We start from the raw sequence: 25,616 nt of genomic DNA on the forward strand, positions 1-25,616 counted from the left end.
GGGCGGCTCCTCAGAGGGCGAGTTCGGGCCGGTAGTGGTCCAGCCACAGGGCGAGGTCGACGACGCGTTCGAGGCGCAGGCGGTGGCCCCACTCGAGCCGGTCGGGCGGGGTGTCGAGGAAGGGCTTGATGCGGGTCTCGTCGGCCAGGGCGCGGACCTGTTCGGTGGCGAGCGCGTCGCGCGCCACGGCCTGTAGGCCGCGGGTGTAGTCGGGGTGGTGGGTGGCCGGGTAGTGGTTCTTGGGGCGGTGCAGCACGGAGTGGGGGGCGAGGTCGGTGCCCATAGCGCGCAGCAGGCTCTTCTCCCGGCCGTCGAAGCTTTTCAGTGCCCAGGGGGTGGTGAAGGCGTACTCGACGAGCCGGTGGTCGCAGTACGGGACGCGGACCTCCAGGCCCTGGGCCATGCTGAGGCGGTCCTTGCGGTGCAGGAGCTGGCGCAGCCAGCGGGTCAGGGACAGGTGCTGCATCTCGCGTTGGCGGTGTTCGGCGGGGCTCTCGCCGTCGGTGTGCGGTACGGCGGCCAGGGCGGTGCGGTAGGTGTCGTCGCGGAACTCACCGATGCGCAGGCCGAGTTCCGGATTGAGGGGCATGGCGGCCTCGTCGCCCGTCACCAGCAGCCACGGGAAGGTTTGCGCTGCCAGGGCCTTCGGGTTGTGGAACCAGGGGTAGCCGCCGAAGACCTCGTCGGCTGCCTCGCCGGAGAGGGCGACGGTGGAGTGCTGGCGGATCTCGCCGAACAGCAGGTACAGGGAGGTGTCCATGTCGCCGACACCGATGGGTGAGTCGCGGGCCACGACGACGGCCTTGCGGTGCTCGGGGTCGAGCAGGGCGCGCGGGTCGAGGATGACGGTGCTGTGGTCGGTGCCGATGAAGGCGCCGGCCTCGATGGCGTAGGGCGTGTCGTGGCCGGTGCGCAGGACGTCGCCGGTGAACTGTTTCGCCTGGTCGCTGTAGTCGACTGCGTAGGAGCGGATGCGGGCGTCCGGGCCTTCGCGCCGGCGGAGTTCGTCGGCGAGCAGGGCGGTCAGGACGGTGGAGTCGATGCCGCCGGAGAGCAGGCTGCACAGCGGGACGTCCGCCTCGAGCTGGCTGCGGGCCGCGGCGCCGACCAGGGCGTGGATCCGCTCGATGGCCGTGTCCTGGTCGTCTGTGTGGTCGGTGGCTTCCAGCTGCCAGTAGAGGCGTTCACGGATGCCGGCCCGGTCCAGGACGAGCACGCCGCCCGGCTCGACCTCGCTGACTCCGGACCACACGGTCGGGCCGGTGTTGAACAGCAGGCTGTACGCCTCCCGCAGCCCGTCCGCGTCCACCCGGGGCCGTATTTCCGGGTGGGCGAACAGGGTCTTGGGCTCGGAGGCGAAGGCGAGGCCGCCGTCGACGCGGGCCCAGAACAGGGGCTTCACCCCCAGCCGGTCGCGGACCAGCAGCAGCCGCTGGGCGCGCTCGTCCCAGACGGCGAAGGCGAACATGCCCTCCAGGTGCTCGGCCACTGCGTCGCCCCACTCGGCGTACGCGCGCAGCACCACCTCGGTGTCGCTGCGCGTGCGGAAGGCATGGCCCCGGGCGCGCAGTTCGGTGCGCAGTGCGTGGTGGTTGTAGACCTCGCCGCTGTAGCTGAGCACGATGGCCGGCTCGTCGGGCCGGTCGGTCATCGGCTGTACGCCGCCTTCGGGGTCGATGACGGCCAGGCGCCGGTGGCCGATCGCGGCCCGCTCACCGACCCAGACGCCGCCGGCGTCGGGGCCCCGCGGGGTGAGGGTGGCGGTCATGGCCTCGATGACCGGGGCCTGGGTGCGGGCGTCGCTGTGGAAGGACGCCCAGCCGGTGATTCCGCACATGGGAGCGACTCCTCGGTCAGGGGCGGTGGGCGGCGGGAGCCGCGTCGGTGGACATGTCTTGCACGAGCGCCGGCCGGCGTCCTTGCAGGGCGAGCAGGGGTACGGCGATGCAGGCGGCGGCTGCCGCCAGGGTCAGCCCGGCTGTCACGCCGTCATCGCGTCCGGCCAGGCCCCAGGCGGTGGTGGCGAGAGCCGGACCGAGGGTGAAGCCGAGACTGCGGGCGAGCTGTGCGGAGGAGCCCACGGTCGCCGCGCGGTCCGCCGGGGCAGCGCTCATGACCAGGGCCTGGGTCGGGCCGCCGTTCAACCCCATGCCGACCCCGGCCAGAGCCAGCCGCCAGGCCACGTCCACCGGTGACCAATCGCCTCCCAGCGGAACGAGGAGGAGCAGACCGGCTGCGGTGAGGGCGGCGCCGGTGACCGCCACGGGCCGGGCCCCGCACCGGTCGGCGAGGCGGCCACCGACCGGCCCGGCCAGCCCCATCCCGAGCGGGAAGGCGAGCACGGTGAGCCCGGTGGTGGTGGCGCTGACGCCGTCGTCGCGCTGGAGGTGCAGGGCGACGACGTAGTGCATCGCCGCGAACCCGGCCGCCAGCGCCAGCACCGCCGCATGCGTCCGGAACAGCCCCGTCGTCCGCAGCACGCCGACCACCGGGCGACCAGCCGGTCCTCGCAGCCACTACCACAACGGCGGTACGGCGGCACACGCGAGCGCCAGCCACGCTGGGCTTCCCGCCCCCAGGGTCGGCGCCAGGAGCAGGGCGCTCACCCCGGAACCCACCAGCAGCACATCCGCCGCCGACCGCCGGTCGGGCCGGCGCAGGCCCCCGTCCCTCGGCATCGCCCTCCCCCACTCTCGGCTTCGCTCGAGCGGGGGGACCCCCATCGCCACGACCAGGGCGAGCAGGCAGAAAGGGACCTTGACCAGGAAGACGGCGCGCCAGCCCAGGTGGTCCAGCAGCAGTCCGCCCACCGCGGGACCGGTCACCGCGCCCAGCGGGCCCAGTGTCGCGGGCACGCTCATGGCCCGCCCGCGCAGTTCCGGCCGCACCGACCGCAGGGCGAGAAGCGGCATCAGCACAAAGAGCACCGCACCGAACGCGCCCTGCGCGAGGCGGGCGGCGATCAGCCAGGGCGCCCAGGGCGCGGCGGCCGCCAGCGCGCTGCACAGACCGAAGCCCGCGTTCGCGACCAGCAGAGCGGAGCGCATCCCGACCCCGTCCAGCCATCGGCCGACAGGCAACAGCAATGCCACCACCGGCAGTTGATAACCCAGGACCGCCCACTGGGCGGTCGCGGCGGAGACGTGCAGACCGTCGGCGATGTCCGCCAAGGCCACGTTGACGATGTTCATGTCGAGCATCGCCACGAACGACAGCAGGCCGGCCACCGCAACGAGCAGCCAGCGGTCCTCGTCGCCGACGGGTATGCGGCCCGGCTGTTCCGAGCCAGGACTGTGGCCTGTCACCGTTGCCGCCCCTCACGGTCGTGGGTGGGCTGCCGGACGGCAGCCTCGTCCCACAAGTCGGGAGGGATCGCACACGAGTTCCCGGGCGCGTCCAAAAATCATGGCGGGCAGCCTGACACCGCCCGCGCCGCTCAGTCCCGGCGGCCGCCGGGGGCCGGCTTGCCCGACACGGCCGACTCCGCCAACAGGTACAGCAGCACGCAGAGGACCAGGCCCGCGGCGCAGCCGACAGCCGCTCCGAACACTCCATCGACGACGGATCCCAGCCAGCCGTACCCGGCTGCGAGAACGGCCACGGTGACCGCGAGCAGCGGCCAGGCTCCCCCGTTGATCCGCGCCCAGCCGCGCCGGATCGTCCTGGGCTCAGGGTCCCAAGGCCAAGCCGTGTGGGAACCGTCGTGCACGTTGTGCCGGAGCCGCGTCATCCGGCTGCTCTCCCCCGAATGCTCGACACGCGCGCTGCCCGGCGCGTGCCGCGGAGGGTTCCTTCCCTCGCGCCGGACATCGAATCGGCGTGCCTACGGCGGAACTCCGGGCTCCGCTCAGCCGACTACTGAGGCGACGGTGTCGGCCTGAGCCATCCGCGTTCGGGCGTCCGTACGCCACGCCAGAGTCTCATCCGCATCCGGGAGTTGCGCCATGGAGCAGAAGCAGTACGACGTCACGGGAATGAGCTGCGAGCACTGCGCGGCGAGCATCAGGGAGGAGGTCTGCGAGGTACCCGGGGTGAGCGAGGTCGTGGTCGACCTCGCCGCCAACGCCGTCACCGTGCGCGGCACGGACCTTGACGACGAGCGGCTGCGCGCGGCGATCGTCGAGGCCGGGTACGGCATCGCGGACACGGTCGCCGCCTGATCCCGGCAGCCGGCCGAGCGGGCAGGACGCGACTGCCGTCCTGCCCGAACCCATTCATCAGACGGTCCATCCCCGGGTGGGCGTCTGAAGCGGCACGGCTGCCGGTGCCTCGTCCGACGGCGTCCGGTGGTCGAAGGCGATGAGCGGGTCACCGGTCAGGGGATGGTCGACAACCGCCGCTCGCACCCCGAACACCTCCGCCATCAGCGAGGGCGTGAGGACTTCCCGCGGCGGGCCGGAGGCGACGACCGCTCCGTCGTGCAGGACGTGGAGGCGGTCACAGACGGAGGCCGCGGCGTTCAGGTCGTGCAGCGACACCAGGGTCGTGCGGCGCTGGGCCCGCAGGAGGGCGAGCAGGTTGACCTGGTAGCGGATGTCGAGGTGGTTGGTCGGTTCATCCAGCACCAGGATGTCCGGGTTCTGTGCGAACGCCCGTGCCAGCAGGACACGTTGGCGCTCACCGCCGGACAGGGCTGTGAAGCGGCGTCCGGCCTGTTCTGCCATGCCGACGTCGGTGAGCGCTTGCGCGACGATGTCCCGGTCGGCTGCGTCCTCCCCGGCGAAGGCCCGCTTGTAGGGCGTACGGCCCATCGCGACGACCTCGCGCACGGTCAGCTCGAAGTCGCTCCCGCGCTCCTGCGGCAGGGCCGCCACGTGCCGGGCCGACTGGAGCGGGGTCATCTCCCGCAGGTCGGTGCCGGCCAGCAGGACCCGCCCGGCGGCGGGCTTCAGGTGCCGGTAGACGGTGCGCAGGAGCGTGGACTTGCCGCAGCCGTTCGGGCCGACCAACCCGGTGATCTCTCCCTCGGCGGCGACGAGATGGGCGCCCGCGACCACCGTACGGCCGGCGTAGGCGACGTGCAGGTCCTCGATGTCGATCCTCAACTGCCGCTCCCCAGCCGCCGGTCCAGCAGGTACAGCAGGGCCGGAGCCCCGAGCAGCGAGGTGACCACGCCCACCGGCAGCTCCTGCGTGTCCATCGCCGTACGGCACACGATGTCGACCACCACCAGCAGCAGAGCGCCGAACAACGCGGAGAGCGGCAGCAGGCGCCGGTGGTCACCTCCCACGACCAGGCGGCAGACATGCGGCACCATCAACGCGACGAACGCGATCGCGCCGGAGACCGCCACCAGGACACCGGTCAGCACACTGGTCACGGTGAACAGTTCTCGGCGCAGCCGGGTGACGTCGATACCGAGCCCGGCGGCCGTCTCGTCGCCCATCAGCAAGGCGTTCAGGCCCCGGGCGCGTGCCTGCAGCCACAGCATCGCGCCGGGTACGGCGACGGCGGGGACCGCGAGCATGTGCCACGTCGCTCCGCTGAGGCTGCCCATGAGCCAGAACAGGACGCTGTGGGTCTGCTGCTCGTCGCCGGACTGGAGCACCAGGTAGCTGGTGAATCCGGAGAGGAACTGGCCGATCGCGACGCCGGCCAGCACGAGCCGCAGTGGCGCGAATCCGCCCCCGCGCCGGGCCACCGCCCACACCAGCGCGAACGTCGCCAGCGCGCCGGTGAAGGCCGCCCCGGACAGGCCCAGGCCCAGTGCCCCGCCGGCGCCGAGGCCGAGGACGATTGCGGCGACCGCGCCGAGGGAGGCGCCGTTGGAGATGCCCAGCAGGTAGGGGTCGGCCAGCGGGTTGCGCACCAGCGCCTGTACGGCCGTACCGACGACGCCGAGTCCCGCGCCGACGAGCGCGGCGAGCAGGGCGCGCGGCACCCGCAGCTGCCAGACGATGAGGTCGTCCGTGCCGGGGCGCGGGGCTTCGCCGGACAGCCGCCGCCACACCACGCCCCACACCTCGCCGGGCGGGATCGACGTCGAGCCCCAGGCGACGGCGGCCGTCAGCGCGGCCAGCAGCACCACGACGAGAACCGCCGCCAGCGGTCCGGCGGGCAGGCTGCCGCGCTCCTGCGCGGCCGTGGCTTTCCGGCGCACCAGTGTGAGGGCCACGATCAGGCGACCTTGCCCGGGTAGAGGGTCTTGGCAATGGCCTCGACCGTGTCGGCGTTCTCGACTCCCGCGATGGTGGTCTGCTCGGAGCCGATGCGCAGGAAGTGGCCCTCCTTGACCGCCGTCAGCCCCTTGGTCGCGGCATTCGACTTCAGCCACTGCTCTGCCTCGTCGAACGCCTTCTCGTTCGCCGCCTCGCTACCCCGGTTTCGGACGCCGAGCTGGATCCAGTCGGGGTTCTTGGCGATGACGTCCTCCCAGCCCACCTGCTTGTAGTCGCCGTCACAGTCGGCGAAGACGTTGCGGGCCCCGGCCAGGGTGATCACCGCGTTGGCGATCTGGCGGTTGCAGGTAACGGAGGGCTGCTTCGTACCGGCGTCGTAGTCGAAGAAGAAGTACGTGGGCCGGCTGTTCTCCGCCGTACCACCGACCGCCTTCTGGACCGCGTCCACCTTCGTCTTCATCCCGGCGACTAGTTTCTGCGCCTGCGCACTGGTGCCGGTGACCGCGCCGAGGGAGGTGATGTCGGCCTCGACAGCGGACAGATCGGTCACCGGGCTCTTGCTCTGGGCAGCACAAGCGGTGGACTTCAGGTAGATGTGCTTGATCCCGGCCGCCTTGAACTCCTCCGGCGTCGGCGCGTCCCCCATGCCTGAGCCGCCCATGCTTCCCATGGAGGCGAAGGTGTCGATGTACAGGTCCGCTCCGGAGCCGAGCAGCTTCTCCTTCGGGATCACGGTCTGGCTGAGCACCTCGACCTTCTGCGCCTGCGCGTCGAGGCTGCCGGGCAGCGTGCCCTTACCGGGCGGGAAACCGGTGCCGATCACCTGGTCGCCGGCACCGAGGCGCAGCAGCAGCTCCAGGCTGGAGGCGTTGCTGGTGACGATTCCCTTCGGGGCGCCGGAGAAGGTGGTCCTGGCGCCCGTGCAGTCGGTGACGGACACCGGATAGCCGCCGGCAGCCGCCTTCCCGGCCTGCCCCGCGTTGCCGTCCGCCGAGTCCTTCCCCCCGCCGCCGCAGCCCGCAACCAGCAGGCCGCCCAGTACGACGGCCGCGGTACCGCCCCACACACGAGAACGCATCGAACAACTCCCGGATCCACTCGGCACACGGGCGAGCCTGCGCCACCCGCTCCAGTAGTCGGAGCGAGAGTGCCCCCAGTTCCCGGCCCGTTGGCGATCCGGCGCGGGTCAACCCCTCCGGGTACTCCGGCGGTGAGGGCGCCGGTGCCGTTCTTCAGGCGGCACCGACACCCTCGCGGAGCGTCAGGCCGCCGACGCGGCGGGCTGGTCCTCCACCACTGCCTTGACGGCGTGGGAGGTGCCGCCATCGTCCAGCAGGTCCATCAGCGTCGCGCGGGCGCGAGCCACCCGGGAGCGGACCGTGCCGATCGGGCAGTCGCTCACCTGGGCGGCCTCCGCGTACGGCAGGCCGAGCAGCTGCGTGAGGATGAACGCCTCCCTGCGGTCCTCGGGCAGTGACGCGAGCAGGTCCAGCAGGGCGATGCCGTCGTCGAAACCGGGCAGGTCACGCGGCTGAGCCAGTTCGGCGGCCAGCTGCCAGTCCGGTACGTCGGCCAGCCGGGGCCGGGCGGCGGCGTACCGGTAGCTGTCGATCACGGCCCGGCGGGCGATGGACAGCAGCCAGGCCCGGGCCGAGGAACGTCCCTCGAAGCGGTGCAGGCTGCCGAGCGCGCGCAGGAACGTGTCCTGCGCCAGATCGTCCACCGCCTGGGGGTCGCCGCACAGATGGGTGACGTAGCGCTGGACGTCCCGGTGCAGGGCTGCCACGAACTGCTCGACGGCGTCCGCGTCACCGCTGCGGGCGGCCAGCGCCCATGCGGTGATCGATTCGTCGAGCGGTGCCGGGGTGTCGCCCCGGGGGCGTGAGGTGGGCAGGGCAGAGGAAATCACCTGGTGTCCTTCTCTGGTCAACCGTGATCCGGACCAGGGCGCGCCGAAGCGCGCGGTCCGGTGAAAGAGGGAGAAACGGCCCTACGGCGTCGCTGCGGCGCTACAGCGCCTGTGCGGTCGTACGGCCGTGGCCCGAGGCACACGCGTGCAGACGAGCGGCCTCGGGAAACCAGCTGTCTTCAGGCGACAGCCGTTCCCACGGGCGGACCTCGAGAAGTGATCGCGTGGACGAGAAGGAGGAGACGCGGCGCCCGGTCCGAGTGACCGCGCCGCAGGTGGATGCGCGGGCGGTCGGGGATACCGGGCAGGGCGAGCAGCAACCGCAGCGGTGCCGCCAGCCATCCGGCTGCCGCCCGCAGGATCCGGAAGGCGGCCTTCTCGCCATACGCCAGCCACAGACCGCACAGCACCGCGGCGAGCAGGTGGGCGGCGAGCATGCCGAACGACGACGACGAACCGCCGTCCATGGAGTGCCCCATGTGACCCATGGCGCTCATGCCCGTGTGGCCCATGTGCATGGCGCTCATGCCCGTGTGGCCCATATGCGTGGCGCTCATGTCCATGGGGTCCATGTGCATAGGGCCCATGTCCATGGAGTTCATGCCCATGGATCCCATGTGCATCGGACCCGTTCTCATGGAGCCCATGCCGCTCATGTCCATGGAGGCGGACCCGTCGGGCGCCGACTGGGCGTAGGAGAACGCCTCGTGGAGCACCGTCTGGGCGGCGACCACGGCCGTCAGGATCAACGGCAGCCCGCGCTCACGCCCCGCTAGACACCAGCCAACGGCACCCGTCACGGCACCGCCGGCGGCCAGCGCCCATGACGGCACGTCGCTGCCGGACATCAGGACGTGGCCCAGGGCAGCGAGCAGCACGCACATGGCCGCGAACACCGCGGCCCGTATCGCGCGAGCACACCACCCTGCTGTCATGGCGCCTCATCCTCGCATCCGGGCTTCGGTCGTCATGCGTGGGTACGGACATCCACGGGGGACCGTACTCACTTCGCAGGGTGTGATCCAGCCCACGGCAACCGGCTGGAACTCGGCGACGCTCTGCCCCGACGTCTGGGGAGAGGATTCCTCTGCCCTCAGGGCAGGCGATCACTGAGCGCTGCCGCCCGGGCGGATGACGACCGCGATCGTGTCGACCGGCGCGCTGCGCTCGAAGTGCAGCGTGAACGGCACCAGGTCACCCGCACGCCAGCCGGCCGCGGCCCGCAGCGTCACGTCCACACCGCGCGGCGACATGGACAGCATGCCGCCCGCAGGGACGCCGGCCGAGGTCAGATCCGTCTTGTAGGCGGCCCGGCTGCCCAGCATGCGGTGCCCGCTGAGGGTGATCCGGCCGTTCGTGGCGGTGGACGTCACGTTCAGCAGCCGGTCGTCCGCGCCACCGACGTTGGCGATGTCGAAGAGCGCCGCGGTCTCCGTGCGGTCCCCGTGCGGCAGGAGGACGCGCGCGTTCGAGACGGTGATCCGGGCCGGGCTGCCCGCTTTCCCGGCCCCGGTCCAGGTCGTCAGCCCGCCCAGGGCGAGGCTGCACGCGGCCACGGGTGCGAGCGCGGCGAGGAGGGTGTCGGTCAGCCGACGGCGAGTGGGTCGCCAGAGCTTCTGCTCGGTCATCGGGTACGCCTCCGGGCGGTGGCGGGCGAGGGCTGCCAGGCGCGCAGCCGCAGGCTGTTGCCGACGACCAGCAGCGAACTCACCGACATCGCCGCCGCTGCGAGCATCGGATTGAGCAGGCCGACCATGGCGAGCGGCACGGTCACGACGTTGTAGCCGAAGGCCCAGACGAGGTTGGCCCGGATCGTGCCCAGCGTGCGCCGGGCGAGCCGGACCGCGTCCGCCAGCGCCTCGATGTCCCCGCGTAACAGCGTCACGTCGGCGGCCCCGATGGCCACGTCCGTGCCGCTGCCCATGGCGATGCCTAGGTCGGCGCCGGCCAGGGCGGCGGCGTCGTTCACCCCGTCACCGATGACGGCGACGCGGTAGCCCTGCTTCTGCAGGTCCCGTACGAGGCCGGCCTTGGCTTCGGGGGTGCAGCGGGCGTGCACCGCGTCGATGCCCAGGGCTGCGGCCACGGCCTGCGCGGGTGCCTCACGGTCACCGGTGGCGAGCACCGGCCGCACACCGAGGCGCCGCAGCCGGTCCGCGGCGCGGTAGCTGCCGGGCCGCACCACGTCCCCGACCTCGATCAGGGCCTCGGCCACACCGTCGACCCGGACCAGGACGGGCGTGTGGGCGGCGGCCTCGGCCACCGACAGCGCGTCCGCCAGGGCGGCGGGCAACTGGCCGTCGGCGGCGAGGACTTCCACCAGCCGGCCCTCGACCAGGCCGCGCACGCCCCGCCCCGGGAGTGCGGCGAACTCCCTGACGTCCGGCACCGGCTGCTCGGGGAGTTCCCGTCGGGCGTAGGAGGCGATCGCCCGGCCCAGGGGATGCTCCGAGCCGTGCTCGGCGGCACCGGCCAGCCGCAGCACCGTCTCCCTGCCGAGCCCGGCTGGCAGGGAGGTGACCCGGACGACGGTCATGTGGCCGGAGGTGAGCGTGCCGGTCTTGTCCAGGACGACCGTGTCGATGTGCTGGAGCCCCTCCAGCGCCTGGGGTCCGCTGACCAGGACGCCCTGTTGGGCACCGCGGCCGGTCGCGGCCATCAGCGCGGTCGGCGTGGCCAGGCCGAGCGCGCTCGGGCAGGCCACGACGAGAACGGCCACGCACGCGGTGACGGCGGCCTGCGGGTCGGCCCCGGCGCCGAGCCAGAAGCCGAGGCAGGTGACGGCCAGCGTCAGTACGACGGGGACGAAGACGCCTGCCACCGTGTCGGCCAGCCGCTGCGCCCGTGCCTTGCCGGCCTGGGCCTCGGTCACCAGCCGGGTGATACGGGCGAGCTGGGTGTCGGCGCCGACGGCCGTGGCCTTCACCAGGAGCAGTCCGCCTGCGTTGACGGCGCCGCCGACCACCGTCGAACCCGGCCCGACCTCGACCGACTCGCTCTCCCCGGTGACCAGGGACAGATCCACAGCGGAACTGCCCTCCGTCACCTGCCCGTCGGTGGCTACCCGCTCCCCCGGCCGTACGACGAAGACCTGCCCTTGCTTCAACCGCTCAATAGGAAGGAGCCGTTCGTCGTCGCCTTCGCGGATCGTCACCTCTTTGGCGGCGAGCTGGGCCAGTGACCTGAGTGCCGCCCCAGTTCCGCGCCGGGCCCGCACCTCAAGGAACCGCCCCGCCAGGACGAACAGCGGTACGCCGACGGCTGCTTCGAGATAGAGGTGCGCCGCACCGTCCGAAGCCAAGGGCACCAGAGTGAACGGCATCCGCATGCCGGGCTCCCCAACACCGCCGAGGAAGAGCGCGTAGACGGACCAGGAGAAGGACGCCACCACACCCAGCGCCACCAGTGCGTCCATGGTCGCCGCCGCATGCCGCAGTCCCCGCGCCGCACGCCTATGGAAGGGCCACGCGCCCCAGACGGCGACCGGGGCTGCCAGCACGAAGCACAGCCACTGCCAGTTCCGGAACTGCAGCGCGGGCACCATCGACAGCACGAGCACGGGCACCGCGAGCAGCGCGGTGATCAGCAGCCGGTCCCGCTCCTGGCGAGCTTCCTCGGCCTCGCCCGCGTCCTTGCCCTCGCGTGTCTCGGGCTCTTTGGGCGGTTGGGGCAGGGTGGCCGTGTAGCCGGCCTCCTCCACGGCTGCGGCGAGTTCCTCAGGGCTGATCCGCGGCGGGTGACTCACACGCGCCCGCCCGGTGGCCAGATTGACGGTCGCCGTGACCCCGTCCAGCGTGCCGAGCTTCTTCTCGACGCGCCTCACACAGGCCGCGCAGGTCATGCCACCGACGGTCAGGTCGGTCGTCACCAGGCCGACGGCCACCGGTTCCCCGCCCATCAGTGGCCACCCCCGTGCATGTCCCCCATGTCGTCCGCGCCGCCGCCCCCGCCGGGATCGCCGTCCCCCCGGCTCGTGCCGGTGCCGTGCATGCCGGGCGCGACGGGCCCTGCCGCGACACCGACGGCGTACGACACCGTGAACACCAGCGCCAGCAGGAGAAGGAATCCGCACAGGGCGGGCGGAGGCAGCAGCTTCCGCAACACCGCACCCGTACCGGAGGAGGATTGCCGGGACTCGTCCATCAATCACGTCTCCAGATCACGGCGTACGGCGCCGGTCGTATCGCGCCGTACTGCATCAGGAGTCGGGGCCGCCGGGGGTCGAGTTCCGGAGCAGCGTTGTGGCCCGCGTCACGTAAGGGACAACTGTGCTCGAGGGCCGCGGCGACGGAGCGCTGCCCTGCCTACGGCTGCCGTCGGCAGGGCAGGTGCGCCTACTGCGCCCGGGATCCGGCGGAACGGCCGCGCACGATGGCAAAGCCCGCCGCAGCGAGCCCCAGCACGCCGACGACCAGCCCGGCGATGCCGAGGCCGCGAGCGGTCGAGTCGCTGGCCGAGGCGGTCGACTGGGCGCTGTCGGCGCCGTTCGAGGCCGCCGGCGAGGCGGGCGCGCTGCCACCGCCGTCTTCGGTGCCCTTGGCGGTGAGCTTGAGCACGGGCGCCGGGTTCTCCGGCTCCTGGCCGCCCTGTGCCTCCTCGATCCAGCGGACGGTCTTGCCGTCGGAGTACGGCTCGGTCGCGGAGGCCAACCGGTTCGGCCGGCAGTACAGCGTCCCCTACCGGGCCGATTCGGCGACAGGCCGCCCGGGCGCCATGCGTCTGCCGCACCCGAAGCCGCCGACCATTCCCGCGCAGCAGGCTCAGCGGGTCATCCGGAACTGAGGATCCCCAGCACTGCCGCGCATTCAGCGGCAACTTGGGCAGCGAGCGCCACCCGCCGCACCTGAGCTCCGTCTGGTCCCTGGCGGGCAGCGCCCTTCTTCCGGATGGCGTAGCAGATCGCTAGGATTCTGCTATGGCTAAGACTCAGTTGAACGCGCGCGTGCCCGAGGAGCTGGCCCGAGAGGTTCGCGACGCGGCGAGCAGGGCGGGCATGGACATCGGTGACTACATCGCGGCTGTCCTGGAGGCGGATCTCGCTGCCGCGTCGGGCGGTGAGGAGTTGCGGCGAGCGCGCGCGAACATGCACGCCGCCGCGGCCTACAAGAAATGGATGGCCGCCGGTCAGTCCGAAGAGGGCGCGATGAGCATGGGCGAGGTCTTCGGCGCGTGACGGCGATCCCCGCACGGTTCGCCGCTCACGTCGGTGAGACCATCAAGAACCTGCCCGTCCCCGACCGGGAAGACCTGCACGAAGCGATCGTCCGGGCATGCGAAGACCCCTGGTCGTGGCCGCAGGCCGACAAGTACGAAATGGACGACTCGGTGCGCGTCATCACGACGCGCACCGCCATCGTCCATTACGTGATCCTCCCGGGTCCTGACCCCCATCTGTGGGTCTTCGCGATCACCGTCTGACCACGTCCACCACCGTGATGCGGTCCCGCAACGGCGTACGTCCGGGGCTGGAGAGAGCGCGCCCGCGCTTCACGACCGCGGATCCGGCAGCGTTCCCGGCTTGACCTCGACCAGGTGACGGCGATGACCGGTGTCCTGACGCGGGTACAGCCATCGCGGCCGACAAGAGCCATCCGCGGCGCAGCCAGCGATCAGGCGATCGGCGTGGCGAGTGCTGGCGCATGAAGAGATCAGGTGTCGTTCTGCCGCGCGATGTCCCGGGCCGTGCGGGCAGCCTTCTCCTCCGTGTCGGCGAGAGCCGCGCCGCCCATTCCGAACAGGCCCTGACGTAGGAACACGGCGAGCCCGTGAGCAGCGCTGGCCACGCGGAGCAGCAAGTCGAACGCGTCGTCCTCGTTGGGAGCAAGGCGGCGGGATACGGGGAGAAGAAGCCCGGCCACCTCGTCGCCGGCTGCGGCCAGTTCGTCGAACCGGGACTTGTCCAGGCCCGCGTGGAACGTGATGTCGAACAGGGCGGGCTCCTCCGCGGCGAAGCGGACGTAGGTCGACGCGAAGGCGGCGAGCTGCTCCACCGGGTCCTGGCTTGCGCCCAGGGCCGCCGCGAAGCGGTCCCGTTGTGCGCGGTAGCCCTGTGTGGCGAGTTCCGCCAGCAGGGTTTCGCGGTCGACGAAGTGCTTGTACGGCGCCGCGACGCTCACCCCTGCGCGGCGGCTGGCCTCGGCCAGGGTGAAACCGTGCGGTCCTCGTTCGGCGACCAGTTCGAGGGCTGCTCGCAGCAGGGCGTTGCGCAGGTCACCGTGGTGACGGCCGGTGGGACGCCGCTTGACAGGGGGGCTCATGAGTCTAAGGTTAACAACACTAACCAGGTAAGTGGCATTAACCACGGGAGTAGCCATGACCGCTGTCCGTTTCCATCACGTCAGCCTCTCGGTCGCCGACCTCGCCGTTCAGGAAGCTTGGTACGGCGACGCCTTCGGGCTCACCAAGGTGGAGGAGCGCATCGAGATGCCGGAGGCGGGTGTCCGCACCGCCGTGCTGAGTGACGAGGCCGGGCTGCGTGTGGAGTTTGTCGAACGTTCCGGTTCGAGCCCCGTCACGCACGCCGATCCGTTCGCGGCCACCTCCGCGCAGACCTTCACGCACCTCGCGCTGCAAGTTCCGGATCTGGACGCGGCATTCGCGCGCCTGACGGCGGAGTGCGGCGCCGGGGCGGTGTCGCCGCCCGCGCCCGGCGCGACCGAGGGGATGCGGTACGCCTACGTCACCGACCCGGAAGGCAATCTCCTCGAACTGATCGAAACGGCACAGGGCTGACCGGCTTCAAGAGGCATCAGCCGCAACGGAGTCGAGGGCGGCCGTACGCAGGGCCGCCGCCACGCGAGCCACCGGCTCGGTCGGCGTCTGGGGAGGGTGGGCGAGAAGCAGACGCCTCTGTTCCTGAGGGCCGCCACGGACGGGCAGGACGCGGACTCCCTCAGGTGCGGCCGGTGCGAGGGACGCGGGCACCGTGGTCAATCCGCAGCCCGCGGCAACGAGTTGGAGTTTGGCGAGCCAGTCGCGCGCGGTGTGGGCGATCTCGGGCCGTTCGTCCAGTCCGGGCCATACGCCCATCAGCCGGTCCTCGCCCGAGGCGGAGCCCGCGATCCAGCGCTGCCCGCGCAGGTCGGCGACGTCGACGAAGTGGCCGCGGGCCAGCGGATGCGCCGCGGGCATGGCCAGACGCAGGGCGCGTTCGGTGAGGGTCTGCAGGACAAGCGGGGGCGACTCGGTGTCCGGCGGCCGGAACGGCGGGGCCGAGGCGAGCAGGGCCAGGTCGAGACTGCCGGCCCGAAGGGCGCGCACCAGCGCCGGCGTGCCGCCCTCCCGGCCGACGACCTCAATGCCGGGGTCCGTGCGGCGTAGGGCGGCCAGGGCACGGGGAACCAGGACGGCACCGGCGCTGGGCAGCCAGCCGAGGCGCACCGTCGCGGCCTGTTCGGGCAGGCCGGACAGTTCGCGGGCGGCGGCGTCGATCTCGTCGAGTACGACGGTCGCTCTGCGCATGACGAGACGCCCGGCCGCGGTGAGCCGTACACCCTCGCGCCGCCGTTCGAGCAGCTCCGCGCTCGCGGCCCGCTCGAGCGCGGCGATCTGCCGGGACACCGCAGACTGCGTGTAGCCGAGGGACGCGGCGGCCGCAGTGAAGGTTCCCTGCTCGGCGACGGCGCGGAAGACACGCAGCGCGGTGAGTGACACATCCGTGAAGTCCATGACGTTTACGCATACTAGCCGTTCCCAACTTTCGTTGGACGCATGGACGCGGCGTTCCTAGCGTGGAATGCATGAACAGCTCACGCATCGCCCTCGTCACGGGCGCCAACCAAGGATTGGGCCGCGCCTTCGTCGAAGGTCTCGCGGCCCGGATGCGACCGGACGATCTGGTCCTGCTCACCGGACGCGACGAGCAGCGCGTGACGGACGCCGCGGGCGAGGTCAGCCGGCTCCCCGGTACCCGCGCCCGCGTCGAGGGTCGGGTCCTGGACGTCACCGACGCCGAGGCCGTCGCCCGACTCGCCGATGACCTCCGCGCCCGGCACGGAGGGGTCGACATCGTCCTGTCCAACGCGGTCGCCCGGCTGCTGCCCGAGGAGTCTCAGGCCGAGCGGGCCGACGAGTTCATCGACGTCTCCAACACCGCCACGCACACGATCCTCCGCTCCTTCGGTCCCCTTCTGCGCCCCGGCGGGCGGCTGCTCGTCGTGGCCAGCAGCCTGGGCACCCTCGGCCATCTCGATGGGCGCCTGCACCACCTGTTCGACGGCGCGAGCCTCGACCAGGTCGAGTACGCCGTCGAGTCGTGGCGCAGCGCCATCCACCACCGCACCGCACAGGAGGCGGGCTGGCCGATCTGGCTGAACGTGCCCTCGAAGGTCGCCCAGGTCGCCGCCGTCCGCGCGGTCGCCGCCGAGCGCCGCGAGCGCGACCTGGCCTCCGGCACGCTGGTCGCCGCCGTGTGCCCCGGCATGGTCGACACCGCCACCTCGCGCCCGTGGTTCAGCGACTACAGCCAGGCCCAGTCGCCGGCCCAGGCCGCCGAGGCCATACTCGACCTGATCTTCGCCGCAGGCACCGATCCCGCCCTGTACGGCGAACTGGTCCGGTTCGGCAAGGCCCTCGACTGGCACGGCGGCACGCCTCCGGTGGAGCAGGACCGCATGGTCACGCCCTGAACGCGCAGCACCGACGCACTCGCCCCCGTACACGGCAAGGGAATTCACCCATGAGCAGCACCATCACCACCCCCTTCGGTTTCTCCAGCACAGCCGCCGAAGTGGCGGAAGGCATCGATCTCACCGGCCGCCGGGCGGTGGTCACCGGAGCCTCGTCGGGCCTCGGCGCCGAGACCGCCCGCGCACTGGTCGGAACGGGCGCGAGCGTCACCCTCGCCGTGCGCGACACGGCGGAGGGCGAACGCGTCGCCAAGGACATCACCGCGTCGACCGGCAACGAGGACGTACAGGTCGCCCAGCCCGACCTCGCCGACCCGGCCTCCGTTACGGCCTTCACCGCCGCGTGGCAGGGCCCGCTGCATGTTCTGGTGAACAACGCTGGCGTCATGGCCTGCCCCGAGCAGTACACCGAGCAGGGCTGGGAGTGGCAGTTCGCCACCAACCACCTGGGCCACTTCGCCCTCGCCACCGGCCTGCACGACGCGCTGGCCGCCGACGGCAACGCCCGTGTGGTCGTGGTGAGTTCCACCGGCCACCAGCAGTCGCCCGTCGTATGGGACGACGTCAACTTCGCCTTCCGCCCCTACGACCCGTGGCTGGCCTACGGTCAGTCCAAGACCGCGAACGTCCTCTTCGCGGTCGAGGCGACCCGCCGCTGGGCCGACGACAACATCACCGCCAACGCCTTGATGCCCGGCGCCATCTACACCAACCTGCAGCGCCACACCGGCGGCCGGGGCAGCGGACGGGTGCCCGCCGAGCTGATCAAGAGCGTCGAGCAGGGCGCCGCCACCTCCGTCCTCCTCGCCACGTCACCCCACCTCGAAGGCATCGGCGGCCGCTACTTCGTCGACTGCAACGAGACGGAGGTCGTCGACCGACGCTCCGGCACCCTGCACGGCGTCGCCCGCTACGCCGTCGACCCCGCGGGCGCCCGCCGCCTGTGGGACCTCTCGCAGGACCTGCTCACCGAGGCAGGTGCCTTGTAGATCGCTACACCAGCTGCACCTGCTGTTCCAGTACGGCCGAGTGAATGCCGACGGACGTGTCGCGCATGTACGCGGCCCGCAGCTCGTGCGCCTTCCGGTAGGCGTCGGTGCCGAGGGCCTCGCGCATCGTCGCCTCCGAATCGAAAGCGATCCGGACGATGGCGTCGATGGGCTCCTCCGCGTCGTCCTGGCCGGAGTCCGAGAGGTAGTACTGCACGTACTCCCGTACCTGGGGCAGGGATGCGTAGGTCGGGCCGTATTCGTGCTCCATGAAGTGGCGGAAGTCCTCCGTGGAGACCTCGGGCCGTTTGCGGATCACCGTCATGAGCGTGAGCATCGCCATCCCCGATCATTTACTGAACACCTGTTCATCGCAGCTTACAATGAACAGGTGTTCAGTGGCCGGATGGAGGGTGTACGAGTGGGACGTAGGGAAGAGGGCAAGAGCGGCCGGGACCTGCGCGCTGAACTCGTCGCCGCGGCGGTGGCCGCGCTCGCGCAGCCTCAGCCCGTCGCCGTGCCGTCCCTGCGGTCCATCGCGCGGGCGTGCTCGGTGGCCCCGTCGGCGGTCTACTGGCACTTCCCCTCGGAGGCGGACCTGCGCTCCGCGGTCCTCGACGCCGAGTACACCTCCCTGATCGAGGCCGTCGAAGCGGCGCTGGACACCGCGGCGGAAGGCGCCGACCGCCTAGTGGTCGCCGGCGACGCGTACATCACCTGGGCGCTGGAGCACCCTGGCGCCTACCAGCTCCTCTTTGAGAGCGGCGACGAACTCCCGGCAACCCGCGCCGCGCACGGCCCGCGCCTGCAGCGACGGATCGTGGACCTGGCCCGCCGGGTCGACCCGGACGCTCCCTTCGCTGCCGCCCTCCTGCTCTGGTCGGTCTGGCACGGCGTGGTCTCCCTGCGCCTGCACAAGAACGAGTGGGACTGGGGCATGACCGCGCCGGAGGCCAACCGCCGCCTGGTGGCGGCACTCACCGCACGCCCCACCGGATCGGCATCCGCCGCAGAGCCCGAGAACAGAAGTCAGTGACATGGAAGATCCGGAGAACTCCGCCGGGACGGCGGGACGGGACTGCTCCACCAGCAGGGTCGAGCACGCCCTCGGCGTCATCCGGCGCCGGTGGAAGCTGCCGATCGTCCACCACCTCCTCGTCCGCGAGCCGCGCCGGTTCTCCGAACTGGAGCAGGCGATCGGGCAGGTGTCCCAGAAGATGCTGATGCAGCAGTTGCACGCCCTCGAGGCCGACGGAGTCGTGCGCCGCATCGTCTATCCCGAGGTGCCGCCGCACGTCGAGTACGAACTGACCGCGGCCGGACGCGCGCTCGCCACCGCCCTCAACGCCCTGCACGACTGGACGGTCCGGGCGTGCGACGCCGGCACCGGCGGGTAGCGGGGCCGGGGTCAGGCGGTCGGGAAGGTGTCCATCCAGATGATTTCGAGCGTGCGGTGGACGATGCGCCCCCCCCGGGCGCCGTTCGAGCCGGTCGACGAAGAAGCCGGTCTGGATGAGGTTCCAGCCCTGTCCGCCGGTGCCGCCCTTGTGGCTGTGCAGGTGCTGGGTGCGGGCGAGAGCCGTGTCACCGTCGATGTCGACGGTCGAAAACCCTTGGAAGTGCTGCCACTTGAGCAGTCCGCTCATGGAACCGTCGGCGCCGCGCATCACGTCCACGAGCTTGCGGTAAGGGATGTCCTTCAGTGCGCTGGTGCCGGCCGCCGAGTAGTCGACGGTGGCCTCGGGGCCGAAGATGGTGTCCCACTGTTCCAGGACGTCGTGGTCGCCGTCTTCGTGCAGGTCCTGGCCGAGGGCGTACCGCACCATCAGGTCCTGGATCTCGATCCGGTCCGCGAGGTACTGAAGTCGCTGGTCAAAGGTGTGGCCGGTGGCCACGTGGGGGTGCTGTGCGTCATGCCTTCAACGCTAGATCGACACCTCCCCGAAAGTGAGTAACAGCAGACCGCCGGGAGCGCGCCACGACCATCCCCTCCCCCGAGCTGGGCAGCACACCGGCACACAGCGGTCGGCTCACCTGGTCTCCGGTGGTACGCCCTCACCTCCGCAACGGCCACGTTCCAGGCAAAGCCGGGCGTACCGAACGGGGTGCCGCCACCGCCACACACCGCGCTCCCGGGCCGTATCGACCACGATCTCCGCAGCCAAGACCGACTCGACCAAGGTCACGTCCAGCGGCCTTCTCGACCCCCACGAGGACGTGAAGCGCACGCCCTGCCATGGGTGCCCCGGCTCGGCCGGCACCAGCTGCTCCGCGAGCTCGCGCGCCGTGTGACCACGGCACCTGGCGCCAGAGCTGGTTCCTCCGGCGTATATCTGACCCACACGAAGAGAAACTCGCCCAGCTCGGCGGGCCGTTCTCCCGGCAGCAGAGTTGCGTCGACCGGGGAATACTCAGCTACCGGGAGATCGTTACCCGCACCACCTCAGTCGCTGCCCCGCCGGAGCGTTCATGAGGTCCCACCAGGGGCTTTCACCCCTGCCCGACCTCGTCGGCCTACCCGAAGCCCATTTCGCTGGGAACGTCATGGGGTGAGAGCCGCGCTGGGGCTCAGCCCCAGGTCCTGCCGGCCGGTTCCTTGATGGTGCGGTTGATCCGGTTGAAGAAGTTGGTCAGCGCGATCTCCAGGTTGATCGCTCCGATCTGCTCCTCGGTGAAGTGGGCGTTGACCTCTTCCCAGATCTCGTCAGTGACGCCCGGAGCACCGTCCTGCAGCCGGGTGGCGGCCTCTGCCAGCGCCAGTGCCGCGCGCTCCGCATCCGTGTAGAACGGCGCCTCGCGCCACGCTGCGACGTTATGCAGCCGCTCGTCGGTGTCTCCAGCCTTCCTCCCTCCGGCAGCACTGGCGTAGACGCACGCCGAGCAGCTGTTGATCTGGCTGGCGCGCAGGTGGACCAGCGCAAGCAGCTTCGGATCGACGCCTCCGGCGGCGATCGCCTTCTGGAGGTGCTGGATCGCGGTCCACACATCGGTGTTGTTCTTGTTCTTGTTCTTGAGCCGGTTTTCCATGGGGGTGCTCTCCTTCATCGGTTACGTTGCGGCGCCTGTGCGCGTCATCCCTATGACGGAGCACCTTCCACGGAGGTAACAACATGGCCGGCACCCATCCTGCGGACGCGATCGCCGATGCCTTCGAGTCCCACCGTGATCGGCTCCGCGCCGTCGCCTACCGGATACTCGGATCACATGCCGACGCGGAAGACGTGGTCCAAGAGGCGTGGCTGCGTCTGTCCCGCCAGGACACCAACACCATCGACAACCTCGGCGGCTGGCTGACCACCGTGGTCGGCCGCATCAGCCTCGATGTCCTGCGGTCGGGCCGCACGCGACCAGAAGTCTCCTTCGACGACCAGCTACCCGACTTCACCGTGACGCTGGACGACGCTCCAGCTCCGGAAGAGCTCGCGGCAATCGGGGACTCCGTCGGCCTCGCGCTTCTCACCGTCCTCAACTCGCTGCGCCCCGACGAACGACTGGCGTTCGTGCTGCACGACGTTTTCGCCGTGCCTTTCGCGGAAATCGGCACCATCCTCGGAAAATCCGCCGACGCGACCAAAATGCTCGCCAGCCGCTCCCGCAAGAAAGTACAGGCCGCCCAGCACCCGACAAGCACCGGACGACAACAACGCGAGGTGGCTCACGCCTTCCTGGCCGCAGCCCGCGACGGCCGGTTCGAGCAGCTGCTGCAGATTCTCCACCCCGAAGTAAAGTTCACCGTCCACACCCCGAACGGCACCCTCGTGACGCTCGGGGCCACCGAAGTCGCCACCCGCGCACGCGTGGCCGGCAACGCGGCACAGGGACATGCGGCAACCGTCAACGGCCGCCCCGGCGTCATCTCCTGGAGCGAGGACGGCACCCCGCTCTCCCTCCTCGTCTTCACCGTCGCCGACGGCCACATCACCGAGATCACCGCCATCGTCGACCCCGCCAAACTCGAACTTATGGACCTACCGGCGCCCGTGTGACTCCCCCATTGGCGAGCTACGGCTTCCTAGAGCGCCTCAGTGCTTCGGAGAACGCAGCTCCCGATGGTCTTGAGCGGTACTGGCAGAGCACTTGTTCCGTTGCTGTCGTATTCCTGGGCGGCGTCACGCAGCTGCTCTTGCAGACTGCGGGGAAATGACTGGCTGGACCCAGGGCCGTGCGGAATGCTGCAGGCGTGATCGAGCGAGAAACCGCAGTTCGGGCCGTCGAGGAACAACTGGAGCGCGACTATCAGCAGTGGCGGGCTATGAGCGCGGACGCAATGAGGATGGCCGTGGTCCGTGTCAAGGAGCACGAACTGGTGTGGATCGTCTCCTGGCAGTCCAAGGACTTCATACGCACCCGGAACTCGAAGTACGCGCTGGATGGCAATGGGCCGTACCTGGTCGACCGCGTCGACGGAGGATTGCACCGGATCGGCGTCGTCTCCGCGAAAACCGGGGAGTGGGAGGCGGACTACCGGGCTCGGATCCGCGGGCTGCCGGTGCGGACCGCAGTAGACGATCTACACGATGCGCTCCGCGAGATCGCGTCTACGCGCGGACGGTTGCATGCTGTGCGGACATTGCGCCTGAGGCTGCCTGTGCTGTCGCCCGCGGAGGTCATCGAGTACGTGAGCGCGTTGCTGGAGGGTGATGCACCCGACCGCCTCGTGGCCGTCGACGCTAAGGAGCTCGTGGAGCCCCTCAACCCGGTAATTGCGTTCAAGACCGTCCTGAGTGGAGCGGTGATCCGACCCGATCAAAGACCCGAGGGGTGACTGAAAAGCCAGTCGGCGTGCCGAATGCGGATCCGGTCCCGTTCTTCGGGTGTGGTGAGGAAGACGTCGGCGCCACCGTCGTTGGGGCGGGGGATGCGCTGCATGCGGGTGTCGGAGATGAGGAGTCCCGCCACCTTGTCGTCGGCGGTATCTCGGAGCAAGTCGTCGATGCAGCCGCGCTGCCAGGGCCGGCGGGCGGCGAAGAGGTGGCAGTAGGTGCGGAACTCAGGGTCGGGATCATCCTGCATTCAGCAGGCTCTGCCAATACCCCGTCCCGGGTTCCACTGACGGAACCTCGGCTTCGGTCGTCCGGTCCGGGGTCATGACACGTCCGCACCAGCGAACAACTCGTCGAGGACGGTTCTCAATGTCGCGCTCGACGCTGGAGTGCAGGCGGCGAACGGGGATGTAGCGTCACGCGGAGGCGTCGAAGCGGGTGCGGGCTCCCCAGATCGGCGTGCCCTTGGCGGATGGCGTTGAGGTTGGAGTAGGCCTTCTGGACTCTGGCAGGTATGCGATCGGCCTCGAAGCGGAGCGCGGGCCGGAAGGCGCCAAGACTCTTGGAGTGATGTCACTGCATGCGATGCAGCGGCTGTTGAGGGGTCAGCCGAGGCCGATCAAGCGGTGGAGGGGCTGGTCCGTCTGGCGGATGTGAGGTCCCTCGTGAGAAGGCGGGGGAACGTTTTTGTTCTTCCGCGCATCACGGCCGCGCCGGAATGATCATGACGCCCCGGCCTGTCCACGGGGATCCCCAGCCTTGCCCGGAGGTGGCCCCTGTGGTCCTGGTTATCGTCGTTGCCGTGGTCGCTCTGTTCGCCGGCCTTGCCGCGAACCGCTGGCTTCGGCCGCGTCTGCTGAATGTCGACGACGACGAGGGGATGGCGGTCAAGGACCTCGTCGGGCCGCTGCTGACGATGACCGTCCTGCTGCTGTCCTTCGTCCTGGTCACCGCCAACGGCTCCTACGGCAAGGCTGAGGTCGCCTCCCGGGGCGAGGCCCGTGCCCTGGACCAGCTCGTCGAGACCGCCGAGTACGCCCCGGCGGCCCAACGGGCCCTCGTCCAGGCCCACGCCGTCTGCTACGCCCGGGCCGTCCGCACCAAGGAGTGGCCCGCGATGGGCGACGGCCACGGTTCACCGGCCCCCAGCGTGTGGTCGACCAACTTGCGGGAGTCCTTCAAGAGCCTGGCCGGCGAGCCGGTCTTCGGCATGCTCGTGGCCGCCGACAACAGGCGCTCCGACGAACGCGAGGAACGCCTCACCCAGGCGACCTCCAGCATCCCGAGCACCATCTTCTGGTTCCTGCTCGCCACCCTCGTCATCACGGTGGCGGCCCTGGGGGTCTGCCTGCCGCGGAGGAACAACCGCGGCCAGATCCTCACCCTCGTCGTGATCACTGCCCTGCTGACCACGGCCCTGGTCATCATCCGCGACGTCGACCGGCCCTTCGGCGGCATCATCAACGTCGCACCCACCGCGATCACCGAGGCCGGGCGCCAGGCCGAGCGTGACTTCACGAACAACCATCCCTCTGCCCAACTGCCCTGCGACAGCGACGGTATCCCCCGGACCGTCTGAGCCGCATGCCGAGAGCTCGCCCCACCGGTGTCCCGGAAGTGCCGGCCGGCCCCAGCACGGAGTCGCAGCCGGCCAGCGCTCCACCCAACCGGACGTCCTTCTACCGCGGGTGGCCGGTTCCGACCAGTCCGCCGCCCGCAGGAGCTGCCGCTGCGGGCGGCGAACCGTGTCGTTTCGCGGGCCTGCTGCCCGGTCGCACAGCATCAAGTCCGGCCGCGTGGCTGGCGCGGCATCGAGGTCGTCTGTCAGTCCGGGCGCCGTTCCTCGCTGAGGGTGTCCCACACGATTCACGTGGTGAGCCGGGTACGTGGCCGTGGTGGAGTGGGCTGCGCGACGGGAGCACCGCCTCCGGCCTGACGGCCTGAGGTGGTCAATCTCTTCCACGGCCCCGAACTGTCATCCCAACCCACGTGATGACGGTTCATTTCGGGCGACTTCACTTACTACCCGGAGAAGATCATCCGCCACTCAGCGTGGCCGCGTCTCCAAAGTTGAGCCAGAACCATTTCACCTGAACGAAGCCACATAGAGGTGACGCCTCGTTCAGGCGGCTTCTGCGGAGCGAGAACGACCTACTGGGGGAAGTCAGGGCCCCAGTTGCACTTGGACTGGAGCATCTTCAAGTTGTCCATGCCGATGTCCGGGCGCCACACCTCAAGGTCCCAGGTCGGGCCGCCAAAGTGTTCCGCTGAGTTCTTGGCGTAGGAGTACTTGGCGTGGCAGTACAGCTGCTCGTACACCGAATTGGTCTCGGTCTGCGTCGCGTTGGGAAAGTAGATCGGGTCCAGGTTGGACCAGGTCTGCTTCCACAGCCCGCTCATGTCATCCACCGCACTGTCGACGAGGGGGTTGACCGTCTTGTACGCGGCGTTGGTGGGAGTGACATCGACGGTGCGGGCGCGCTGGTCTCCCAGGTTGACGTACACCTCCGTCTTCACGACCCACCTTGAGTTGACGGCAGCTCCGTAACCGATGCACGCGTTGCCGCAAGAGTCGAAGGCGGCCGGTGCGGAACCCTGGCCGGGGCTGTAGAGCAGGTAGCGGCTGTGCTCGAAGTCCTGGCGCACACCGGTGTTGGCGTCGTCCGGGCCACCGATCTTGGTGCCAGGGTACTCGTCGCTGGTGGGGTAGCCGAAAAAGCCGCCTTCGTAACCCTGCTTGCCCCAGTACCAGCCGATCAGTCCCCAGACCGGGTGTGCCCCGGTGGAGGGACTCCAGTAGATGGAACCGCGCTGGAACTGCTGACGCACACCCCGGCCGTCGGGGTTTTTGATCTCATCGGTCAGGGGGTAGCCGAGGTTACCGCCCTCCCAACCGCATTGGCCCCACCTGTCGCCGATGACGCCCCACACGGTGTGGGCCCCGCTGTCTGGGCTCCAGTAGATAGAACCGTGCTCGAAGACCTGACGGCGTCCCACACCGTCGGGAACGACGAGTTCGTCACTGGTGGGGCAGCCCAGGGCGTCCTGCATGCCGGGAGTCTGCGTGTACTGGGTCCAGATCGCGCCGTCGACCGAGTGAGTGCCGCAGAAAACCTGCGCGGAGGCCGGGACGGCCTGGACGCCCAGCAGCACGAGACAGCTCGTAGCGAGCAGGATGATGAGGCGCACGCCTCTTGCTCTGATCATGC

At 70.4% G+C, this 25,616-nt stretch carries 30 protein-coding genes and 1 pseudogene; 11 read left to right on the plus strand and 20 right to left on the minus strand.

Features of this window, described 5'->3' with window-relative positions; translation table 11 throughout:
* Positions 1 to 10: 10 nt before the first annotated feature.
* The 4 genes from asnB to AB0E88_RS27600 all read right to left on the minus strand — a co-directional run bounded on the left by asnB (position 11) and on the right by AB0E88_RS27600 (position 3,730).
* Positions 11 to 1,837, minus strand: a complete 1,827-nt coding sequence (gene asnB / locus AB0E88_RS27585) for an asparagine synthase (glutamine-hydrolyzing) (RefSeq protein WP_361635805.1) — start codon at positions 1,835 to 1,837, stop codon at positions 11 to 13.
* A gap of 16 nt (positions 1,838 to 1,853) precedes the next feature.
* A complete protein-coding gene (locus AB0E88_RS27590) occupies positions 1,854 to 2,480 on the minus strand; it encodes an MFS transporter (protein ID WP_361635807.1) in 627 nt (208 codons plus the stop codon).
* Positions 2,481 to 2,516: 36 nt separating this feature from the next.
* The gene (locus AB0E88_RS27595; protein WP_361635810.1) at positions 2,517 to 3,305 is read right to left on the minus strand and encodes an MFS transporter; all 789 of its coding nucleotides are present in this window, start codon (positions 3,303 to 3,305) and stop codon (positions 2,517 to 2,519) included.
* A gap of 131 nt (positions 3,306 to 3,436) precedes the next feature.
* Positions 3,437 to 3,730: a hypothetical protein gene (locus AB0E88_RS27600; protein ID WP_361635813.1), complete on the minus strand. Its 294-nt coding sequence runs from the start codon at positions 3,728 to 3,730 to the stop codon at positions 3,437 to 3,439.
* A gap of 214 nt (positions 3,731 to 3,944) precedes the next feature.
* On the opposite strand from AB0E88_RS27600, the gene AB0E88_RS27605 reads away from it, so the two are divergent.
* On the plus strand, positions 3,945 to 4,160 hold the full coding sequence (locus AB0E88_RS27605) for a heavy-metal-associated domain-containing protein (protein WP_361635816.1): 216 nt from the start codon (positions 3,945 to 3,947) through the stop codon (positions 4,158 to 4,160).
* Between the two features lie 57 nt (positions 4,161 to 4,217).
* Here the strand turns inward: AB0E88_RS27605 and AB0E88_RS27610 are convergent, their stop codons facing one another.
* From AB0E88_RS27610 to AB0E88_RS27650, 9 genes are all read right to left on the minus strand, one after another.
* Positions 4,218 to 5,045, minus strand: coding sequence for an ABC transporter ATP-binding protein (locus AB0E88_RS27610; protein WP_361635819.1), 828 nt, complete (start codon positions 5,043 to 5,045; stop codon positions 4,218 to 4,220).
* Positions 5,042 to 6,115, minus strand: a complete 1,074-nt coding sequence (locus AB0E88_RS27615) for an iron ABC transporter permease (RefSeq protein WP_361635822.1) — start codon at positions 6,113 to 6,115, stop codon at positions 5,042 to 5,044. Before AB0E88_RS27615 ends, AB0E88_RS27610 begins: the two co-directional genes overlap by 4 nt.
* Before the next feature lie 2 nt (positions 6,116 to 6,117).
* Positions 6,118 to 7,197: an ABC transporter substrate-binding protein gene (locus AB0E88_RS27620; protein WP_361635825.1), complete on the minus strand. Its 1,080-nt coding sequence runs from the start codon at positions 7,195 to 7,197 to the stop codon at positions 6,118 to 6,120.
* A 183-nt stretch (positions 7,198 to 7,380) separates the two neighbouring features.
* Positions 7,381 to 8,028, minus strand: a complete 648-nt coding sequence (locus tag AB0E88_RS27625; RefSeq protein ID WP_361635828.1) for a sigma-70 family RNA polymerase sigma factor — start codon at positions 8,026 to 8,028, stop codon at positions 7,381 to 7,383.
* Between the two features lie 179 nt (positions 8,029 to 8,207).
* Entirely contained in the window at positions 8,208 to 8,963 is a 756-nt protein-coding gene (locus AB0E88_RS27630; RefSeq protein ID WP_361635831.1) for a hypothetical protein, read from the minus strand.
* Between the two features lie 171 nt (positions 8,964 to 9,134).
* Positions 9,135 to 9,656: a copper chaperone PCu(A)C gene (locus AB0E88_RS27635; RefSeq protein ID WP_361635833.1), complete on the minus strand. Its 522-nt coding sequence runs from the start codon at positions 9,654 to 9,656 to the stop codon at positions 9,135 to 9,137.
* Positions 9,653 to 11,926 carry a heavy metal translocating P-type ATPase gene (locus tag AB0E88_RS27640; RefSeq protein WP_361635836.1) on the minus strand — a complete coding sequence of 758 codons (2,274 nt, stop codon included), beginning with the start codon at positions 11,924 to 11,926 and terminating at the stop codon, positions 9,653 to 9,655. Before AB0E88_RS27640 ends, AB0E88_RS27635 begins: the two co-directional genes overlap by 4 nt.
* Positions 11,926 to 12,171, minus strand: coding sequence for a hypothetical protein (locus AB0E88_RS27645; protein ID WP_361635839.1), 246 nt, complete (start codon positions 12,169 to 12,171; stop codon positions 11,926 to 11,928). The genes AB0E88_RS27640 and AB0E88_RS27645 overlap by 1 nt, the downstream gene beginning before the upstream one ends.
* 191 nt (positions 12,172 to 12,362) lie before the next feature.
* Positions 12,363 to 12,677 carry a DUF1775 domain-containing protein gene (locus tag AB0E88_RS27650; RefSeq protein ID WP_361635842.1) on the minus strand — a complete coding sequence of 105 codons (315 nt, stop codon included), beginning with the start codon at positions 12,675 to 12,677 and terminating at the stop codon, positions 12,363 to 12,365.
* 266 nt (positions 12,678 to 12,943) lie between these two features.
* Between AB0E88_RS27650 and AB0E88_RS27655 the strand changes: the two genes are divergently transcribed.
* A complete protein-coding gene (locus tag AB0E88_RS27655; protein ID WP_361635845.1) occupies positions 12,944 to 13,201 on the plus strand; it encodes a hypothetical protein in 258 nt (85 codons plus the stop codon).
* The gene (locus AB0E88_RS27660) at positions 13,198 to 13,446 is read left to right on the plus strand and encodes a hypothetical protein (protein WP_361635847.1); all 249 of its coding nucleotides are present in this window, start codon (positions 13,198 to 13,200) and stop codon (positions 13,444 to 13,446) included. Before AB0E88_RS27655 ends, AB0E88_RS27660 begins: the two co-directional genes overlap by 4 nt.
* A 230-nt stretch (positions 13,447 to 13,676) precedes the next feature.
* On the opposite strand, the gene AB0E88_RS27665 is transcribed toward AB0E88_RS27660, so the two are convergent.
* Complete coding sequence (locus tag AB0E88_RS27665) at positions 13,677 to 14,285, minus strand: TetR/AcrR family transcriptional regulator (protein ID WP_361635850.1); 609 nt, start codon at positions 14,283 to 14,285, stop codon at positions 13,677 to 13,679.
* A 55-nt stretch (positions 14,286 to 14,340) separates the two neighbouring features.
* Between AB0E88_RS27665 and AB0E88_RS27670 the strand changes: the two genes are divergently transcribed.
* A complete protein-coding gene (locus AB0E88_RS27670) occupies positions 14,341 to 14,760 on the plus strand; it encodes a VOC family protein (protein ID WP_361635853.1) in 420 nt (139 codons plus the stop codon).
* Between the two features lie 6 nt (positions 14,761 to 14,766).
* Here AB0E88_RS27670 and AB0E88_RS27675 read toward each other — a convergent pair whose 3' ends face one another.
* Positions 14,767 to 15,696, minus strand: a complete 930-nt coding sequence (locus tag AB0E88_RS27675) for a LysR family transcriptional regulator (RefSeq protein ID WP_361635856.1) — start codon at positions 15,694 to 15,696, stop codon at positions 14,767 to 14,769.
* Positions 15,697 to 15,767: 71 nt separating this feature from the next.
* Between AB0E88_RS27675 and AB0E88_RS27680 the strand changes: the two genes are divergently transcribed.
* The gene (locus tag AB0E88_RS27680) at positions 15,768 to 16,655 is read left to right on the plus strand and encodes an SDR family NAD(P)-dependent oxidoreductase (protein ID WP_361635859.1); all 888 of its coding nucleotides are present in this window, start codon (positions 15,768 to 15,770) and stop codon (positions 16,653 to 16,655) included.
* Between the two features lie 50 nt (positions 16,656 to 16,705).
* Positions 16,706 to 17,644, plus strand: a complete 939-nt coding sequence (locus AB0E88_RS27685; RefSeq protein WP_361635861.1) for an SDR family NAD(P)-dependent oxidoreductase — start codon at positions 16,706 to 16,708, stop codon at positions 17,642 to 17,644.
* Between the two features lie 4 nt (positions 17,645 to 17,648).
* Here the strand turns inward: AB0E88_RS27685 and AB0E88_RS27690 are convergent, their stop codons facing one another.
* The gene (locus AB0E88_RS27690) at positions 17,649 to 17,987 is read right to left on the minus strand and encodes an EthD domain-containing protein (protein WP_361635864.1); all 339 of its coding nucleotides are present in this window, start codon (positions 17,985 to 17,987) and stop codon (positions 17,649 to 17,651) included.
* Between the two features lie 78 nt (positions 17,988 to 18,065).
* On the opposite strand from AB0E88_RS27690, the gene AB0E88_RS27695 reads away from it, so the two are divergent.
* Together AB0E88_RS27695 and AB0E88_RS27700 are read left to right on the plus strand one after the other, a co-directional pair.
* A complete protein-coding gene (locus tag AB0E88_RS27695; protein ID WP_361635867.1) occupies positions 18,066 to 18,680 on the plus strand; it encodes a TetR/AcrR family transcriptional regulator in 615 nt (204 codons plus the stop codon).
* 1 nt (position 18,681) lies between these two features.
* On the plus strand, positions 18,682 to 19,041 hold the full coding sequence (locus AB0E88_RS27700; RefSeq protein WP_361635869.1) for a helix-turn-helix domain-containing protein: 360 nt from the start codon (positions 18,682 to 18,684) through the stop codon (positions 19,039 to 19,041).
* Between the two features lie 129 nt (positions 19,042 to 19,170).
* Here the strand turns inward: AB0E88_RS27700 and AB0E88_RS27705 are convergent.
* Both AB0E88_RS27705 and AB0E88_RS27710 read right to left on the minus strand, forming a co-directional pair.
* Positions 19,171 to 19,470 (minus strand): annotated as a pseudogene (locus AB0E88_RS27705) (nuclear transport factor 2 family protein); the annotation flags it as partial.
* A gap of 742 nt (positions 19,471 to 20,212) precedes the next feature.
* On the minus strand, positions 20,213 to 20,671 hold the full coding sequence (locus AB0E88_RS27710) for a carboxymuconolactone decarboxylase family protein (protein WP_361635872.1): 459 nt from the start codon (positions 20,669 to 20,671) through the stop codon (positions 20,213 to 20,215).
* An 83-nt stretch (positions 20,672 to 20,754) separates the two neighbouring features.
* Here AB0E88_RS27710 and AB0E88_RS27715 point away from each other — a divergent pair, with 83 nt between their 5' ends.
* Both AB0E88_RS27715 and AB0E88_RS27720 read left to right on the plus strand, forming a co-directional pair.
* The gene (locus AB0E88_RS27715) at positions 20,755 to 21,630 is read left to right on the plus strand and encodes a sigma-70 family RNA polymerase sigma factor (RefSeq protein ID WP_361635875.1); all 876 of its coding nucleotides are present in this window, start codon (positions 20,755 to 20,757) and stop codon (positions 21,628 to 21,630) included.
* A 194-nt stretch (positions 21,631 to 21,824) separates the two neighbouring features.
* The gene (locus AB0E88_RS27720; RefSeq protein WP_361635878.1) at positions 21,825 to 22,409 is read left to right on the plus strand and encodes a YrhB domain-containing protein; all 585 of its coding nucleotides are present in this window, start codon (positions 21,825 to 21,827) and stop codon (positions 22,407 to 22,409) included.
* Here AB0E88_RS27720 and AB0E88_RS27725 read toward each other — a convergent pair.
* Positions 22,391 to 22,657, minus strand: coding sequence for a hypothetical protein (locus AB0E88_RS27725; protein WP_361635880.1), 267 nt, complete (start codon positions 22,655 to 22,657; stop codon positions 22,391 to 22,393). The two genes, AB0E88_RS27720 and AB0E88_RS27725, sit on opposite strands and share 19 nt — an antisense overlap.
* Positions 22,658 to 23,209: 552 nt before the next feature.
* On the opposite strand from AB0E88_RS27725, the gene AB0E88_RS27730 reads away from it, so the two are divergent.
* Positions 23,210 to 23,986, plus strand: coding sequence for a hypothetical protein (locus AB0E88_RS27730; protein ID WP_361635883.1), 777 nt, complete (start codon positions 23,210 to 23,212; stop codon positions 23,984 to 23,986).
* A 572-nt stretch (positions 23,987 to 24,558) separates the two neighbouring features.
* Here the strand turns inward: AB0E88_RS27730 and AB0E88_RS27735 are convergent.
* The gene (locus AB0E88_RS27735) at positions 24,559 to 25,596 is read right to left on the minus strand and encodes a DUF2599 domain-containing protein (protein WP_361635886.1); all 1,038 of its coding nucleotides are present in this window, start codon (positions 25,594 to 25,596) and stop codon (positions 24,559 to 24,561) included.
* Between the last annotated feature and the right edge of the window lie 20 nt (positions 25,597 to 25,616).

The sequence above is a fragment of the Streptomyces sp. NPDC028635 genome (assembly GCF_040637635.1).
Lineage (GTDB): Bacteria > Actinomycetota > Actinomycetes > Streptomycetales > Streptomycetaceae > Streptomyces.